This window comes from Haloferax sp. Atlit-12N (assembly GCF_003383095.1).
Lineage (GTDB): Archaea > Halobacteriota > Halobacteria > Halobacteriales > Haloferacaceae > Haloferax.
On record NZ_PSYW01000002.1, the window covers coordinates 783,377 to 799,107 of the forward strand.

General features: G+C 55.7%; 13 protein-coding genes. 3 read left to right on the forward strand and 10 right to left on the reverse strand.

What is annotated here, in order from left to right:
• Window positions 1-7: 7 nt before the first annotated feature.
• Entirely contained in the window at window positions 8-1,438 is a 1,431-nt protein-coding gene (locus C5B90_RS20315; RefSeq protein WP_148708213.1) for a hypothetical protein, read from the reverse strand.
• Window positions 1,439-1,578: 140 nt separating this feature from the next.
• Here C5B90_RS20315 and C5B90_RS12225 point away from each other — a divergent pair, with 140 nt between their 5' ends.
• Window positions 1,579-3,057 carry a sulfatase gene (locus C5B90_RS12225; RefSeq protein ID WP_115882520.1) on the forward strand — a complete coding sequence of 493 codons (1,479 nt, stop codon included), beginning with the start codon at window positions 1,579-1,581 and terminating at the stop codon, window positions 3,055-3,057.
• 28 nt (window positions 3,058-3,085) lie between these two features.
• Here the strand turns inward: C5B90_RS12225 and C5B90_RS12230 are convergent, their stop codons facing one another.
• Entirely contained in the window at window positions 3,086-4,615 is a 1,530-nt protein-coding gene (locus tag C5B90_RS12230; protein ID WP_148708214.1) for a flippase, read from the reverse strand.
• A gap of 152 nt (window positions 4,616-4,767) precedes the next feature.
• The gene (locus tag C5B90_RS12235) at window positions 4,768-6,012 is read right to left on the reverse strand and encodes a glycosyltransferase family 2 protein (protein WP_115881793.1); all 1,245 of its coding nucleotides are present in this window, start codon (window positions 6,010-6,012) and stop codon (window positions 4,768-4,770) included.
• A 210-nt stretch (window positions 6,013-6,222) separates the two neighbouring features.
• On the opposite strand from C5B90_RS12235, the gene C5B90_RS12240 reads away from it, so the two are divergent.
• Complete coding sequence (locus C5B90_RS12240) at window positions 6,223-6,780, forward strand: metal-dependent hydrolase (RefSeq protein WP_115881795.1); 558 nt, start codon at window positions 6,223-6,225, stop codon at window positions 6,778-6,780.
• A gap of 650 nt (window positions 6,781-7,430) precedes the next feature.
• Here C5B90_RS12240 and C5B90_RS12245 read toward each other — a convergent pair.
• Window positions 7,431-7,856 (reverse strand): type IV pilin, encoded by a 426-nt coding sequence (locus C5B90_RS12245; protein ID WP_115881797.1) that lies wholly within the window; start codon window positions 7,854-7,856, stop codon window positions 7,431-7,433.
• 312 nt (window positions 7,857-8,168) lie between these two features.
• On the opposite strand from C5B90_RS12245, the gene C5B90_RS12250 reads away from it, so the two are divergent.
• The gene (locus tag C5B90_RS12250) at window positions 8,169-8,948 is read left to right on the forward strand and encodes a hypothetical protein (RefSeq protein WP_115881799.1); all 780 of its coding nucleotides are present in this window, start codon (window positions 8,169-8,171) and stop codon (window positions 8,946-8,948) included.
• 536 nt (window positions 8,949-9,484) lie between these two features.
• Here C5B90_RS12250 and C5B90_RS20850 read toward each other — a convergent pair.
• The 6 genes from C5B90_RS20850 to C5B90_RS12275 all read right to left on the reverse strand — a co-directional run bounded on the left by C5B90_RS20850 (window position 9,485) and on the right by C5B90_RS12275 (window position 15,697).
• Entirely contained in the window at window positions 9,485-9,631 is a 147-nt protein-coding gene (locus tag C5B90_RS20850) for a hypothetical protein (protein ID WP_199517486.1), read from the reverse strand.
• Window positions 9,632-9,845: 214 nt separating this feature from the next.
• Entirely contained in the window at window positions 9,846-10,997 is a 1,152-nt protein-coding gene (dgoD, locus tag C5B90_RS12255; RefSeq protein WP_115881801.1) for a galactonate dehydratase, read from the reverse strand.
• A 100-nt stretch (window positions 10,998-11,097) separates the two neighbouring features.
• Entirely contained in the window at window positions 11,098-12,267 is a 1,170-nt protein-coding gene (locus tag C5B90_RS12260; protein ID WP_115881803.1) for an ABC transporter ATP-binding protein, read from the reverse strand.
• A gap of 136 nt (window positions 12,268-12,403) precedes the next feature.
• The gene (locus C5B90_RS12265) at window positions 12,404-13,315 is read right to left on the reverse strand and encodes a carbohydrate ABC transporter permease (RefSeq protein ID WP_115881805.1); all 912 of its coding nucleotides are present in this window, start codon (window positions 13,313-13,315) and stop codon (window positions 12,404-12,406) included.
• On the reverse strand, window positions 13,315-14,253 hold the full coding sequence (locus C5B90_RS12270) for a carbohydrate ABC transporter permease (RefSeq protein ID WP_115881807.1): 939 nt from the start codon (window positions 14,251-14,253) through the stop codon (window positions 13,315-13,317). The genes C5B90_RS12265 and C5B90_RS12270 overlap by 1 nt, the downstream gene beginning before the upstream one ends.
• A 4-nt stretch (window positions 14,254-14,257) precedes the next feature.
• On the reverse strand, window positions 14,258-15,697 hold the full coding sequence (locus C5B90_RS12275; protein ID WP_115881809.1) for an extracellular solute-binding protein: 1,440 nt from the start codon (window positions 15,695-15,697) through the stop codon (window positions 14,258-14,260).
• Between the last annotated feature and the right edge of the window lie 34 nt (window positions 15,698-15,731).

Genomic DNA, 15,731 nt, shown 5'->3' on the forward strand with positions numbered 1-15,731 from the left:
GCCGAGCTCACCACCAAGCCCAGTCCAATTTTGAGCATGTTAGGTAGCCATTGTCCCCACTATGATAAATTGTATCGGCAGAAGGGTTGTATTCGATATATCCTTGCTTTTCAAATATCAACTTTGAAGCAAGCACTTTGTCTACTTTGTTATGTATCTGGATGCAGTCTGTATTGTATTCCCCCATCCATTGGATTTTGTCGACTTGATTTTTTTCTGCATAGTGATCATAGGGTTGGCCAGTACCATCAAGTACAGTCCTCTTCACAGCGAACCCACTACTAATTACAAGAATTATTAATATACAGACGAGTGTCAGATTTTTCCATCCAATCGAACTCTGGATTGGTATCTGTTGAAGTAAATTTGGTTGTCGGTAGGCAATATAGAATAATCCAAAAACGCCTGGAATAACAATCAGGCGTTTGAATGTAGCAAGGTCACCAGCTGCAAGAAGAAGTAAACAGACTAGACTAACGTATCCAAAGATCACGATTGTAAATCGTTCAGTTGGTGAATGGTCGGTCATATACCACTCTCGAAGTGCAAATAATCCTGCAATTGCGGTTAGTGTCGCTACAAAGAGTGTACCAAAACTATAGATAAACCAGACTGAAAATTCAATACCCAGTACGTCAATAGTTGGCCAACCAGAGATTAGTGAGGTAGCTTTTCCAGAAGGTGCCGCTGCCGTTTGCTGCTCGCTGATAAACAATTGTCGGGCTTTCTGTGTGATATATCGTTCATGGAAGCCAGTCCCTGGGAGGTATGCTGGAGACAAATACGCAGAAATACCGACTGCAATTGATGCAGTAACATCATACTGACTAAATTGTCGGATATTTTGATGTGAAAGGAGACTAGTTATAAAGAACCCGGACCATATAGCTCCCCAAACATAGTTGGTGAGTGCAATACCTACGCATGCGCAGGCACCTATTATTACAAATCGACGATCATCTGTCTGTAGATATTCGAAGATGGATATAAAGAGTAAGAATATCAAAATATAACTGTGTGCTTTGTGCGTTGTTTCCATCATTCGTTTTATGAATACTGGGAATACAAAAACGCCAACGCTAGGTAATAAAAACCCCCAGCTTGGCCCATCGGAAGTCCGTCGATATATCGATAAAAACGCAATAGCGATGAATGATAATGTAAACACACCATATATTGGTGTCCAGAGTTCCCAAAACCCATAAGATGTCCCTAATATGCGCATCGTTATTCCACTCTCCATTTGGAAGGCTAAGCCAGATTGGTAGATCGGGTCAAGAAGGTGAGGATACTGGGAGATATAATATATGTCGTATGCCACAAACTGTTCATCAGTAATTGCTCTGAAATAATGGGTGTTCTGAGCCCATAAGAAGTAGGTGATTGAAACTGAAAAGAAGATAAGTACATACTTCACTTGCTTCCCTAACTGGCCCATGGTATGAGGTATATCTCATACGAGGTAAATCATACTGTTCTCAAGAGTAGGTGATCAGGAGTAATGCTCTCAACCACAGATAGTCAGTTAGATAATTATCAGGGGAAGAACTAATACATTGAAGTCAGATTGGAAGAACAATGGGTTCACCACATGTCTTTTTACTGACCGTCGACTGTCTTCGTGCCGATCGTGTAGGTTGTTATGGATATGAAAAAGACACCACACCAAACATTGACAAATTGGCTAGTGATGGTGTTACGTATACTCGTTGTTACTCAACTGGTCCTCGAACAAACGAAAGTTTCCCTGGAATCGTTTCAAGTGGACTCTCTACAGACTGTGCATTTGCTGGAGATCGGTGGCACAGAGTCCCCCCAAAGCCTACAATTGCTTCTTGGTTATCTGAAAATGGATACGATACGGGTGCTAGGCTCTCGAACCCGCAATTGGCAGCTAATAAACAATATGATCATGGTTTTGATTCGTTTGAAAACTTGGCTGTTGGGACTGTTGGTTGGGGTGTTTCAGAATCTGAAGAGAACGAAGAACAAGACGGAAATGGGAACATAAATACATTTTTCAAAAATATTGGCTCAAAAATCCACGATATTAGATCAAACCTTCGAGAATCATCTGCGTTCTCTAGATGGGGATTCTATATTCCATTATTCTGTTCGTACCGAGAATACCAAAGACGAACTGGGTGGCCGATCGTTGATGGTGCAACGATTCGGCGTGAGATAATCAACATTACACCAGACTCGACAACAGGCTTAAATCCAATATTCCGGTGGGCTCATTTTAATGACATTCATGCACCAATTCACCCAGATAGAGTGAATCAATCTAAACTAGATTCAATTCCAGTCTATAGACAATACCTTTCAGACATTGAACGTATTCGGCAAGTTGAGTCAAAGGGATATGAACGAATGTATGACTCAATGGTTCGATATGTTGACCAGCAAATCGGACATGTTATGTCTGAAATTAAGAATAGTGGACTTTGGGAAGATTCAATCATCATTGTCACTTCTGACCATGGTGAAGCACTATTTGACCGGGGAGTACATGGTCATGCATCTGGTCAAGACCGGTATCTACATGATAAATCTCGAGACTATATGTATGATGAGTTACTGAATGTACCGCTTATTGTTGGTGGGGGTGCTACAGAGCATAATGCTACAATCACGGCCCCAGTCTCTACTGCATGGATTAATGAGATTATTGCACAATTAGCTGACCTTCCCAAGGGAGAGTTCGTTAGGAGCTCAGGAGATTCAGACTTATTATCAGGACAAATTGAAGAGGTAGTACTGTCAGATGCGTTGACTGAAAACGGGCATACTTTTTCTGGTATTTTTGGAGATTTTAAGTTGGTGACAAAATCTCTCTCCCCGGAAGATGATATTCTAGAAAACTCATACCTATTTAAATTAGCTGACGATCCGAATGAGTTACGCCCGCTAGATCATGACTCAGTACCACCTCAAATTGAAAAAGCAATTAGAGGCAACATTCGAGACATCTCTGATCTATCTGAAATCGACCACGCCGAGCAGGTGAGTGACCAAGCAAAAGAGTTGTTGTCTCAATTGGGATATACCGAGTGATGGCTAGCGGAAGTCTCTAATTTCAGTCTTAGCGACCATATTCTAAAACTTTCCGTGTGAATCGGAGGTCTCTTCCAACCTTTTTCTCAAATTTGTCCAAGAGAACCATATCCGTATCTTCAATACTATTTGTAAGAATCACCGAAGAAAGGACCAATAATGTCGTCATAGCTGCCATAGTAATTATAGATATAATTGGCTTTGATAAATTAATTTGATTATGAATAAAATACGTTAACACGGTGCTCAATAATATTGGTTTAACAATATTAGAGGAAAACGGAGTCACACCAACTCTCTCGTATATTAAATACAGCTCAATGACATTATATACAGTATATCCTGCCACAGTTGCGAGTGCTGCACCAGCAATTCCATAGGCTGGGATGAATATTAAGTTGAGAGTGAAATTTGCAACCACACCACCAATTCCAGAAACGAATTCAATTCGGGTATTTTTTATTGCTTGTACCATATCGCCATTAGGACCCGTAAGTGATCGGACAAACAAACCTCCACAGAGAATAGCAAGTGGGAGTGCTGCACTTTCATAAGCTGGACCGAAGAGGAAATTCACAATTCTATCTGATTCGAAAACAAAAACTAACACAACTGGTAGTGTGAGTATAACCGACCACTTTGTAATTGTTGTGAATAATTGGTCTAACTCAGTCTGGTTACCCTGCTCGAATGCTCTCGTTGCTAGTGGCAAGAACAAGAAGCCAAAAGATGAAAGAACAACAGTCGTTGCTTGTCTTAATGGTTGGATTGCTCTATAATTCCCAACATTCCCTGCGTCTAAAAAGTAACCAATCATTAGAACATCTAATTGGGATAGAAACAAAAAGATAATCGAACTAAGGGCAAGAGGCCAAGAAAAACCCAATAGACGGATAAATTCGGATTTGGAAGGGACAGAAAACGAATCCTTGCTGAGAAAACCAGATCTGTGAATAAAGAACCAACCAAACGCCACAATTATTGATGGAATTGAAATCCAGTACACTATCGCAGTCTTTTCAGATACACCAAGGTGAACAAAACCACCTAAGATTGCTAACCCACCCACTCGGGCGGCGATGGACCGAGACAAGACTGTTGCTAAACTCTGTTCTCCGGCACGAAGGATTCCAATTGTAACTTTAGACAGGGGAAACACCACTAAATATGGTGAAATGAGTATTAGACTTCTATTTAAATCAGGGAGGGACATAATCTGAGTGAGGGATCCCGAGAAAAACCAAATCAACAGCATCCCTATCGATCCGGCTGTAGCGGCGGTTATACTACCTGCTAAAACCATTTCCCAACGTGAAGATTTTCTACTAGCTGTCGAAGAGAACCTCGTAACTCCATCATGAACCCCTAAAAGTAATATGTTCCCAGAGGTTGACACAATTGTGTAAGCAAGCGCCACACTACCGTAGACTTCTGGTCCTAACTCTCTGGCCAATAGAGTCTCAGCAACCAACCCTAATGACCTGCCAATTAGCGAACCAACCATCATCAGCGCAGCACTTCCAGCGATTGAGCTTAGTGAATCAGAAATGTCAGTCACTATTTATATATTCTTTAGCTGATCGTATTTTCAAGTATTCAAACATCCAAGTGAGGCTTTTGAGTATTTATTGCCGTCTAACATGTACCCTGATTGCGTTAGTTCCTATCTGCTGGTACTGTGATACCACCGAATAAATACTTCGAATAGGACTACTCGTCGAGCGAACCCAACAGGAACGACCCGAACACCATCTGCAACCCGACCACCACGGCCACGGTCGCAACCACGTCGGCAACCGCGATAGGCAGCGCACTGAACCCGCTCGTCACCCACGTAAAGGCCAGGTAGCCACCGTAGGCGAGCCCAGCAAGGAACACGAGCGAGCCGATCGTCGCCCCTCTCTCAAGCGAAATCCGCTTCGTGAACCACGTCGTAAACGGATCCGACGCACCACGAACCGGATCCGAAGACACCGTCGAGAACGCCCCGAACAGCATCAACTGGAAGCCAGCGAGCGTCAACAACCCACCACCAATCCCGGTGTGAATGCCGAACTGCGCGCCGCCAAGCTCCACACCACTCCACGCCATCACCAGCGCCAGCACACCAACCACAGACAACCCGAACCCAGGTGCAGAGAACAGGTAGCCGGGCGCATTCACGAGCATAAACCGAACGTGTCGCCAGCCATCGGGGAAGCTCTCGAGGTTGGCCTCACCCTCACGGGGATGGTAGGTAATCGGCTTCTCTTCGATCTCGAGGTCCTTCGCCCCGGCCTCCATAATCATTTCGCTGGCGAACTCCATGCCCGTCGACGAACACTCCATGGTCTCCCAGGCATCACGCGTGAACACGCGCATCCCACTGTGCGCGTCACTCACGCCAGCGCCGTAGAACACGTTCAAGAACTTCGTCAACAGCGGGTTGCCGACGTGTTCGTGCAGCGGTGGCATCGACCCGGGCAAGATCTCACCTTCAAGCCGCGAGCCCATGGCCATATCCGCATCACCGGAGCGAACCATGTTCAGGAGCTTCGGCAGCTCCTTGAAGTCGTAGGTACAGTCAGCGTCGCCCATGGCGATGTACTGGCCGCGGACGCGCTCGAAGGCGTACAGGTAGGCGTACCCGTAGCCCTTGCCGTCGGGTTCGATGACGACCGCACCATTCTCTGCCGCAATCTCGGGCGTGCGGTCGTCCGAACTGTCGGCGACGACGACCTCGCCGTAGATCTGCATGTCCTCGAGGGCGGCTTTGACCCACTCGATACACTGGGCGATGCCACCTTCTTCGTTGAGGGTGGGCATCACGACCGAGAGCGTCGGCGTGATGTCGCTGTCTGCGGACAACAGCAACTCATCACCACTGAGTTGGATATCCGATGCTGACGTTTCGCTCGTTCCATTACCCAGCTGTTTTGCACGCTGGGGTTCGTTGTGTGCGCTTGACGTTCCCATAGAGGTTGACCACCTGTTGTGAGGCACCGCCGAATCACTGTGCAGTGTTCGGTGCACTCGACGAACGGTTTCTATTGTGTTGACTCGGAGAGCCTCGTAAAGAGTTTATCGTCTGAGCACTCTGTGTAGACAGAATATAATATTGATAATATATATGCGAAAACAATTTCGATGAGTGAGTTTATGGGTGGGACGTGCCTCCATCGGCGTGTGTATCCCCTTGGCCACCTCGCACTCGGCTATCTCTCCGTCGTGGCCTTCGCTCGCGTGCGTGACTGGGAGTTCCAGTACCCCCACGGGAAGTTCCGATACCCTCACGGCCTGACGCTCGCGCTCCTCGCCATAGGGACGCAACTGCCGGACATTATCGACAAGCCGCTGGCCTACGCGGGCGTGCTCCCGAACGGGCGGTCGCTCGCGCATTCACTCCTAATACTCACCCCGGTCGTCTTCCTTGGTGTCCGGTATCTCACACACAAGGGCTACGGCACCGAAGCGCGCGTCCTCGCGGTCGCAATCGCATCACACATCCTTGGCGACTCGTATCTCCTCGTCTTCCGCCAGGAGTGGCGCGAACTCGGCTTTCTGTTGTGGCCCGTCGTGCCCGGCCTCCAGTACCCGAGCGACGACATCGCCCCGTGGGCGCGGATTCTCAACGCCGGCTTCGACAGCCCGCAACTGCAGTTCCAGTATCTGCTGTTCGCCGGTGCCGTGGCCATCTGGCTCGTGAGCGTCTATCGACGACGCCGGCGTCGAGCGTCGACGTGACGACGCAATAGTGTAACGACCATATGTTTGTTTCACAAGTTGGCGACGAGAACAGTTAGAATACCAACTATTTTGTCCCATAATAACATACACCATTATTGGGGGAGGAGTAAGTTGTCAGCTCGGCACCCAACATCGAACGACGACTGAGTCCCTGCGTGACCACCACAGCGGTCGGTGGGTCACCAACACGGGACGCTTGCAGACGTGGATTGGTTCCCGCGGTCTCCACTCGGTGGTTGGCGTGCGTGTCGACGACGACCGCATTGTATCGCAGTCGGCGTCGATCTCGTGCGAACACGGGTTGGTGCAATCCCAATCGATATACTCGTGCTTCTGGTAGTCAAGGCTAGGAGCACGCGCGTACGACACACGCTCTCAGCCACCCTATGATCGACGAGTCAACGACGATTGGCCGTTGTCCGGACTGCGAGACGGAGCTTCACGAGTATCACGTGCTAATCGAGTTCGAGACGGAAGACGACGAGACTGGCCTGTTCGCGGACTGTCCCGAGTGTGATGATGTCGTTCGGCTGAATCGGTGACGTTCGCTTCCTTGTGGTATCTGTGAGGTGTGTCTGCGGCTGTGCGTGACGGCACGGTGAATTCTCTCTGGGTCTGATGCGCTCACGAAAAATCTGAAAGGTCGTTTAGCCGTTGTAGGTCCACTTCTGCAGGGTCGCAGAGTTAGACCCGGATTCCGAGGTCCAGACAACGCGGACGGTTTCGCCACCAGTGAGAGTATCTTTCACTTCGAGGGTGACTGGCGTACCCGCAGTGACAGTAGTAGTCCAGGGAGTCGTGGTTTGAGTGGTGTTCAGTGCGTCACCAGCGACAGAGAGCCTTGCGTCATCAATCGCTTCCCCGCTCTCGTGAGTGACGACGAGATCGTACTGGGCGTTGTCGTAATCGAAGCTAAAACTCGCCTGCGGGGCGGTGTCGCCGACTTGGTCGCCGAGGCCGAGGACGAACGTCCCGATGACGGCCGCGAGGATGACGGTAATCGCGACCATCAGAATCACGCCGATAACCGGCGAAACAGCGGAGTCGTCTTTGAAGAGGTGTGTAAGTTGCATTGTGTATCTCCTATGCCCGAGCAGATTGCCATCGACGCGTAGTCGACGCGTGTCGCATGCAGCGAACAGATGATGGTACCTGTTGCATGCCCGCGACCCCTGTGGGCTTACAACCAAACATATGTTGGGCATGCTAATAAAGATAGATTGAGTGACTTTCTCATAGCATGGTATAATCACAAAGACAGACAATTCGTGGGAGAACCCATCGAACCAACCCAGCAGAACCGCGTTAACGAGTCGCGATTATCACGCTCGTCCTGAATGTATCGAATCGCGATAGTTATCTCTGAGCAACACGTCCGGACTCTCATGCCGCTTGCGACGGAGCCAGCAGTCGCGCGGACGTACGCAACGCCGGTCGCCGACCCGTGGGAGTACGTACTGCAGTATCGTGAGACGTTGGACTACGCCGCGGCCAACCCCAACAAGGGGTCGACCGCGGTCAGCACCGCGCTGGGTCTCCCGCGGAGTCGCGTCCGCGAGTGGATGGACGGAAGCGTCCCGGACGTGGTCCGCGGGCTGAACACGGCCATCGAACGCGGGTGGGTCCCCGACTCACTCCGCCAGCCGGCCGCCCGCGCGCTCAATCGACTCGTCGCCGCGGTGTTCGCGACGGGGAGCATCGCCCTGGAGAACTACCGGCCGTCGTTCGTCGTCGACGAGGCGACCCGCGACACCGTCGCCGACGCGCTCACGACACTTGGTACGGGCCACCGGACGATTCACACCGACGACGAGCGACGTGCGACTGAACTCGTCCCGCGACGCGACGCCGCAGTGTTGGGTCGCGTGCTCGCCGCGGCCGGCGCGCCGGTCGGTCCGAAAGCCCAACTGGAGGCGCTTTCGCTTCCCGCGTACCTCGACGACGCGCCGCTGTCGATACAGGTCGATTTCGTCGAGGTGTACGTCGACAGTCGGGGGACCGAACTCGACGGGAAGGCGACGACCCCGCTGCTCGAACAGCGAAACGATGCGTTTCGTCGTGAACTCGCGGCGCTCGTCTCGCGGGTGACCGACGAACCCGTCTCGGTCGGCACCAACGGCGTGTATCTGTCGGCGACGGCCGCGCGCCGACTCGGCGTGCGGTGAGTTCCGGGGAACCCAGACTGTGGTGTCGACTACTCAAGTCGAGATACATTCTCAATAACTGAGTAAATCGACTTGGTGGTGGTGAATTCAAACCCATCAACCACAGTAACCCAATAAAATTTCCCACAGAATTCGATAGTCAGATTTTTCTACCGTGGATTGTAGAATTTTGTTTCATTATACGAGGAGAAGACATCGACGGCCCTCGATCGGAAATATGTTGGACAACAGGTTATATTCAGATCATCACACAGAACATACATAGCCTAATCGAACTGTCTGCCCGGGCGAGTGCGTCGGGGGAACACTCCCTCGGAGGTCCTATGCAGGATACGATAATCGTCTGCATACTGATTGACCGCGAACACGAACTCGGCTGGGCGGCGTCCCAGTTCACGCGAAGTGACCACCATCGAGTTGCTCCGCCCGGTGTGATGACGCTGACCGAGACCAAACGGGACGCGTCGCTGTCACGGGTGGCCCATCGCTAGGAGATTGTAATCCTCGAGAGGAGAGAACGGCGTCAATCGACGGTGCTAGTCCGACTGGTCGGTCACGCCGTCGCACGCACAGAGTTGCAGCGCATTCCGAAGGTGGAAGTCCTTCTCGACGGGATCGTCTGTTTCGAGCGCTTTTCGCAGGTGGACTTTCGTCTGCTCGACGAACGACGCCGGTTCACTCATCGCTCCCGGTGTCGGTGTCACTAGCAGGTGTTCGGAGGCCAACCACGGTCCAGTCTACGTGAGGGTCGGGTTGTTGAAACATACCACTCATGTTGCCTAGCTAACCTTATTCTCAAAAGTGTTTCTAGACGATTGCTGTCCCTATAGCCGTGTCTCAGTAGGTTTCGATACGAATGTAGACGGCCAGGTCCACAAACAGTCAGTCGACACCCGCTCACCACTCGGCGAGTCGGCCGTCGTCGTGATGCCAGACGGGGTTGTACCAGTTGACCTCGCCTTGGGAGCGCTCGCGGACGTACGCCTCGTCCACGTCGATACCCAGTCCCGGGCCGGTCGGTCGCTTGACGAAGCCGTCGTCGAAGTCGAACTGGTGGGGGTCGTCGAGATACGCGAGGCCGACGCTCTCGGATGGGTCGTGGAGGCCGAGGTCCTGTTCCTGCATCACCGCGCTGTGGGAGGCGAAGCCGGCTTGGAGGTTCGCCGCGAAGGCGACCGGGCTCAACGGACAATGTGGGACGACGGACACGTCGAACGCCTCGGCCATCGTCATCACCTTCCGGAGTTCGGTGATGCCGCCGACGTGGGTGACGTCCGGCTGGAGCACCGACACCGACCCCTCGGTCAACAGCGGCTTGAAATCGTAGCGAGAGTAGAATCGCTCGCCGGTCGCGAGCGGGGTGGTCGTCCCCTCGGCGAGGGCGGCGAGCGCCTCGGAGTGCTCGGGGCGGACGGGCTGGTCGATGAACATCAGGCCGTAGGGTTCGAGCGCCTCGACCAACTGCGAGGCCATTGACTTCGAGACGCGCCCGTGGAAGTCGACGCCGAGGTTGAGGTCGTCGCCAAGCGCCTCCCGAACGGCGGCGACGCGCTTGCGGGCGGTCTCGACGGCGGCCGGCGGCTCCAGCGGGCCGAACTCGTTGGTCGCGTTCATCTTGAGCGCCGTGTACCCCTGGTCGCGCCGCTGAATCGCCTCTTTGGCGACTTCTTCCGGCGTCTCGCCGCCGACCCACTGGTGGACGGGCATCCGGTCGCGGACGTGGCCGCCGAGGAGGTCGTACACCGGTGCGTCGTAGTGCTTGCCCTTGATATCCCACAGCGCGTGGTCGATGCCGGACAGCGCGCTCATGAGGACCGGCCCACCGCGATAGTACCCGCTTTGGTACAGCTTTCGCCAATGATACTCGGTCCGAAGCGGGTCTTCGCCCAACAGGTACACCTCCACGAGTTCCTCCACCGCGGCCCGGACCGTCCGAAGGCGACCCTGCACGATGGGCTCACCCCAGCCGACGAGGCCGTCGCTCGTCTCTAATTTGAGCAGGAGCCACCGCGGAGGCACCGCAAACAGTTCGTAGTCCGTGATGTGCATGGTCGCACAACCCGGAGAAGCTACTTCAATTGAAGGGAGGAGTGTCCGATTGACGGCGGGGCCGTGAGCGTGAGGCTGGTCGATATCGGGGCGAGCGTGGTCAGTCCGCCTCCGCGTTCGCGTTCGTAAGCGGGTCCGAGAGCGCACTTTTCGCGTCGTCGGTGAGTTCTCGTTGGTGAATCGTCTCGCCGGTCTGGGTGTCGAACAGGTGGACGTCCGTCGCCGGGGCGTGCGCGTACAACCGTTCGCCTTCGCTGATGGGTTGTTGTCCGTCGACTTCGACGACGAACGTCTCGTCGTGAGACGCCGCGACCGACCGGACGTACACGTACGAGACGCTGCCCATCGGTTCGACGACATCGACGACGACCTCGAAGCCGTTGTCCGTGGGCGCTTCGGAGAGGGTGTAGTCTTCCGGGCGCGCGCCCAGAGTCACCGCGGTCCGGTCGCCGACGTTCGCCCGCATGCGTTCCGAGAGGTCGTACTCGAAGCCGTCGGCGACGAGCGTGCCGTCTGCGACCTCGCCCTCGAAGAAATTCATCGACGGCGACCCGATGAAGCCGGCGACGAACCGGTTTGCCGGGCGGTAGAAACACTCCAGCGGCGTGCCGACCTGCTGGAGTTCGCCGTAGTTGAGGACGACGAGGCGGTCGCCCATCGTCATCGCCTCCGTCTGGTCGTGCGTGACGTACAGCGTCGTCACGCCGAGGTCGTTCTGGAGGCGATTGATTTCGGTGCGCATCGTCGTCCGGAGCTTCGCGTCGAGGTTCGACAGCGGCTCGTCCATCAGGAACACGTTCGGGTCGCGGACGATGGCGCGACCGAGCGCGACGCGCTGTTGCTGGCCGCCCGAGAGTTCGCCGGGCGTGTTGTCCAACAGCGACTCGATACCCATCATCTCGGCCGTCTCGGTCACCGTCGCTTCGATTTCGTCGGCCGAGAGGTCGGTCGACATCTTGAGCCCGAACGACATGTTCTCCTCGACGGTCATGTTCGGGTACAGCGCGTAGTTCTGGAACACCATCGCGATGTCCCGCGCACGCGGGCCGAGCTGATTGACGATTTGGTCGCCGATGGACACGTCGCCCTCGGTCTGCGTTTCGAGGCCGGCGACCATCCGCATGAGCGTGGACTTCCCGCTCCCGGACGGGCCGACGAAGACGACGAACTCGCCGTCTTCGATGTCGAGCGATACGTCGTCGACGGCGACGACCGCGTCGCCACCGTCGCCGAACTCCTTCGTTACGTCGTCTAGGGTGATACTGGCCATGAGTGTGTCTCCGTGTTCGTGGTGCGGCTGTCTGCCCCCGCCGCGTGGGTATGGATGGTGGTGGTGTCGGTGTGATTCACGAGCGATGCGTGCTGTCGTGCCGACGGTCGTCGGCCGTGTGAGAGCCAAGTCAGTGTCATTCTTTGATCACCACGCCGAAGCTCAGCCCGGCGGCGAGGTACTTGTTCACCGCGATGAGGAAGACGACGACCGGCAGAATCATCGCCATCGAGGCCGCGGCGAGCATCCCCCACTCGATAGAGCGCGAGCCGATAAACGAGTAGACGAACAGTGTCACCGGGACGGCCTTGAAGTTCGTCAGGACGAGCCCGAACAGGAGCTCGATCCACGCGAAGATGAAGCTGATAATCGCGACCGAGAAGATGCCCGGCTTCGCCGCCGGGAGGACGACCTTGCGGAAGCCTTGGAACCGGGTCGCGCCGTCGACGCGGGCGGCCTCTTCGAGCGTCTCGGGAATGCCGTCGAAGAACGCCTTCATCACCCACACGACGAGCGAGAGGTTGATGCTAACGTACATGAACACCATCCCGATGCGGCTGTCGAAGAGGTTGAGTTCCCGGAAGATGACGAAAAACGGGATGACGACGGCGATGGGCGGGAGCATCCGCGAGGAGAGAATCCACACGAGCACGTCCCGCTCCATCGGGATGTCGTACCGCGAGAGGACGTACGCCGCGGGCACGCCGATGAGCAACACGAGCACGACCGACGCCGACACCATGACGACGCTGTTGGCGAACGCCGCGAGGAACGCGCCGTCCTGTGCGAGTTGGATGTAGTTGTACACCGTCGGCAGGAAGAGCCAATCCGGCGGCAACGCGTTCGCTTCGCCCGGCGGCTTCAGCGACATCGATGCCAGCCAGTACAGCGGGAACAGCACGACGAACGACCACACCAAGAGGAGGCCGTGTCGGGCGACGCTGACGAGCGTCTCTCGGGTATCTTTGTCGAGTCGCTGCGACCCGGTGTCGACGGGCGACTGGGACTGGGACTGGGACTGCGTCTGCGACTGGTTCTGGGACGCCATCAGTCCCACACCCCCTCGAAGCCGACCTTGGCGATGACGATGTTCGCGATGGCGACGACGAAGACGAGATAGACGACCGCAATCGCGGCCGCCACGCCCGGCGAGTTGTTGATGAACATCTGTTCGTAGATGTTGATACTCACGAGTTGGGTGGCCGTCCCCGGACCGCCTTGGGTCAGGCCGTAGACGACGCCGAACGTCCGAAAGAGGTCGATAAGCCGGATGAGCGTGGCGACGAACACCACGGGCTTCATGTACGGGATGACGACGTGGAGATAGCGACGCCACAGCGGCGCGCCGTCGACGCGCGACGCCTCGATGAGCGTGTCGGGCACCGACGAGAGGCCGGCGTAGAAGATGATGAACATGAACGGCGTCCAGTTCCACGTGTCGAGGAGCACCACCGTCAACAGCGGAATCTCAGAGAGGAACGCCGGGGCTGCGAAGGGCGTCGTCGCCTCGATGAGATAGGGGATGACCCCGATTTCGCTGTTCAGCATGATGCGACCGATGGTCGCAAGCGAGACGGGCGCGACGGCCATCGGGATGATAAACAGCACTCGATAGAACGACTGCAGTCGCTCGGACTCCACGCCGGCGACGAGCGCGGCGAGGCCGAACCCGAGGACGCTCTCGAGGGCGAGCGCGCTGACGACGACGGTCACCGTGATGACAAACGAGTGCAGCGCGCCGCCGCGGCCGAACGCCGTCTCGTAGTTCTGCAGGCCGACGAACTCGGCCGCGAAGATGTTGAACGTGGGCTCTTCGATGACGCTGAGATAGAGGTCGTACGCACCGGGGAAGAAGGTGATAAGCACCATCACCAGCACCATCGGTGCGATGAACCAGTACGGGAGGTAGTCGTTCCACAGCGCCCGCAGCCTGGCGACCCCCGTCTCGCTCGTCGTCGTCGTTTCGGTCTGTGTTTGCGTGCTCATAGCGTCACTCGCTGTAGATCTCCTCTGCAATCTCCGCGGCCGACGTCATCGCGGCCTCGGCGGACTTTTGGCCCGCGAGCGCCCGCTGGAGTTCCTCGGAGTAGCGCTGTCCCCATTCGGGGTACTTCCGGTCGAACGGGTCCGGAGACGCCGACTGGAGCGATTCGAGCGTCACCTGCGCGAACTCCTCGCCGACCTGCGAGCGGAACTCGTCGTTCTCCCAGACCGACTGGCGGACGGAGAAGGCGGCGTCGCTGTGGAGGTGCATCCACGTGTTCGTCGGTTCCGAGGTCGCCCAGAGCATGAACAGGAACGCCTGTTTCGAGTTGGCCGCGTTCTTCGACGTCGAAATCTGCCAGTTGTACGCGTTGGGTGCGAACTCGCCGTCGGCCGGCTTCGGAACCTTCGCGATGCCGACGGTGTCGGAAATCGACGACTCCGAGCCGGTCAGGCCGGGCCAAAACAGGTTCGCGTCGGCGACGATGTGACCCGCGCGGCCCTCCTGCATCGTCGAGAGCACGTCGGACCACGACTGCGTGGACGCGCCGTCAGCGCCGTAGTCCCGCAGGAGGTTCGTGTACCACGTCGCCGCGTCGATGACGCCCGACGAGTCGAGGCCGGAGTCAGTCGGGAACTCCGTCCAGAGCGACGAGCCCATCTCGCGGAGGAACGTGTTCAGGATGTAGATGTTCATCCCGTAGCCCTTCTGGCCGCGGCCGACAGTACCGACGACGTCCGACTCGTTTTCGTGGATCGTCTGGGCGTTCCGTCGGAACTCCTCGAGCGTCTCTGCGACTTCGAGGTCGTGTTTCTCGTAGAGGTCGGTCCGGTAGAACTGGGTCTGCACTTCGACGGTGATGGGCAGGCCGGTCCAGTCGTCGCTGAAGCCGCCGCCGTGGGCCTGCCATCGCGACGCCTCGAAGAGGTCGTCGGGCTGGTACCAGGCTTCGTCGTACAGGCTCTCGTCTTCGAAGTAGGGGTCGAGCGGCTGGAGCCAGCCTTCGTTTCGGTACTGGTTGACCACCTGGTCCATGAAGAAGACGTCGAACTGGCCAGCGCCGGTACTCACGTCGGTCTGGCGCTTCGTCCGAAACTGGTTTTCGGGGAGGATGTTCCAGACGACGTCGATGCCGGTGAGTTCCTCGAAGACGGGGATTGCCGGCTTGATGGCCGAGACCCACGGGTGCTGGACGGCACCGATGTTGATTTGGGAGCCCTCGAACTGCGCCCAGTCGATGTCGGCGTCGTACTCGCTGAGCGGGATGACGGGTTCGGACGACGACGCCTCGGTCGAGGTGTCGCCGTCGGTGCTCCCTCCGCCGTCAGTCGAGCCGCCGCTGTTCTGTGCCTGTTCGCCGCCGCGGGTACAGCCGGCGAGGCCGCCGAGGAGACCCGCTGCTGCTGCCGTCTTGATGAAACGTCGTCGGTTGTGGTCGTTCGTCATTGGTAGTGCTGTGGTGTGTGGTGTGTCTGAGTGG

What these genes read in the sequence shown, in the direction of transcription:
- C5B90_RS20315 (WP_148708213.1), bottom strand. Translation starts at nt 1,438, where the DNA reads ATGGGCCAGTTAGGGAAGCAAGTGAAGTATGTACTTATCTTCTTTTCA.
- C5B90_RS12275 (WP_115881809.1), bottom strand. Translation starts at nt 15,697, where the DNA reads ATGACGAACGACCACAACCGACGACGTTTCATCAAGACGGCAGCAGCA.
- C5B90_RS12250 (WP_115881799.1), top strand. Translation starts at nt 8,169, where the DNA reads ATGCCGCTTGCGACGGAGCCAGCAGTCGCGCGGACGTACGCAACGCCG.
- dgoD (WP_115881801.1), bottom strand. Translation starts at nt 10,997, where the DNA reads ATGCACATCACGGACTACGAACTGTTTGCGGTGCCTCCGCGGTGGCTC.
- C5B90_RS12245 (WP_115881797.1), bottom strand. Translation starts at nt 7,856, where the DNA reads ATGCAACTTACACACCTCTTCAAAGACGACTCCGCTGTTTCGCCGGTT.
- C5B90_RS12270 (WP_115881807.1), bottom strand. Translation starts at nt 14,253, where the DNA reads ATGAGCACGCAAACACAGACCGAAACGACGACGACGAGCGAGACGGGG.
- C5B90_RS12225 (WP_115882520.1), top strand. Translation starts at nt 1,579, where the DNA reads ATGGGTTCACCACATGTCTTTTTACTGACCGTCGACTGTCTTCGTGCC.
- C5B90_RS12260 (WP_115881803.1), bottom strand. Translation starts at nt 12,267, where the DNA reads ATGGCCAGTATCACCCTAGACGACGTAACGAAGGAGTTCGGCGACGGT.
- C5B90_RS20850 (WP_199517486.1), bottom strand. Translation starts at nt 9,631, where the DNA reads ATGAGTGAACCGGCGTCGTTCGTCGAGCAGACGAAAGTCCACCTGCGA.
- C5B90_RS12265 (WP_115881805.1), bottom strand. Translation starts at nt 13,315, where the DNA reads ATGGCGTCCCAGAACCAGTCGCAGACGCAGTCCCAGTCCCAGTCCCAG.
- C5B90_RS12235 (WP_115881793.1), bottom strand. Translation starts at nt 6,012, where the DNA reads ATGGGAACGTCAAGCGCACACAACGAACCCCAGCGTGCAAAACAGCTG.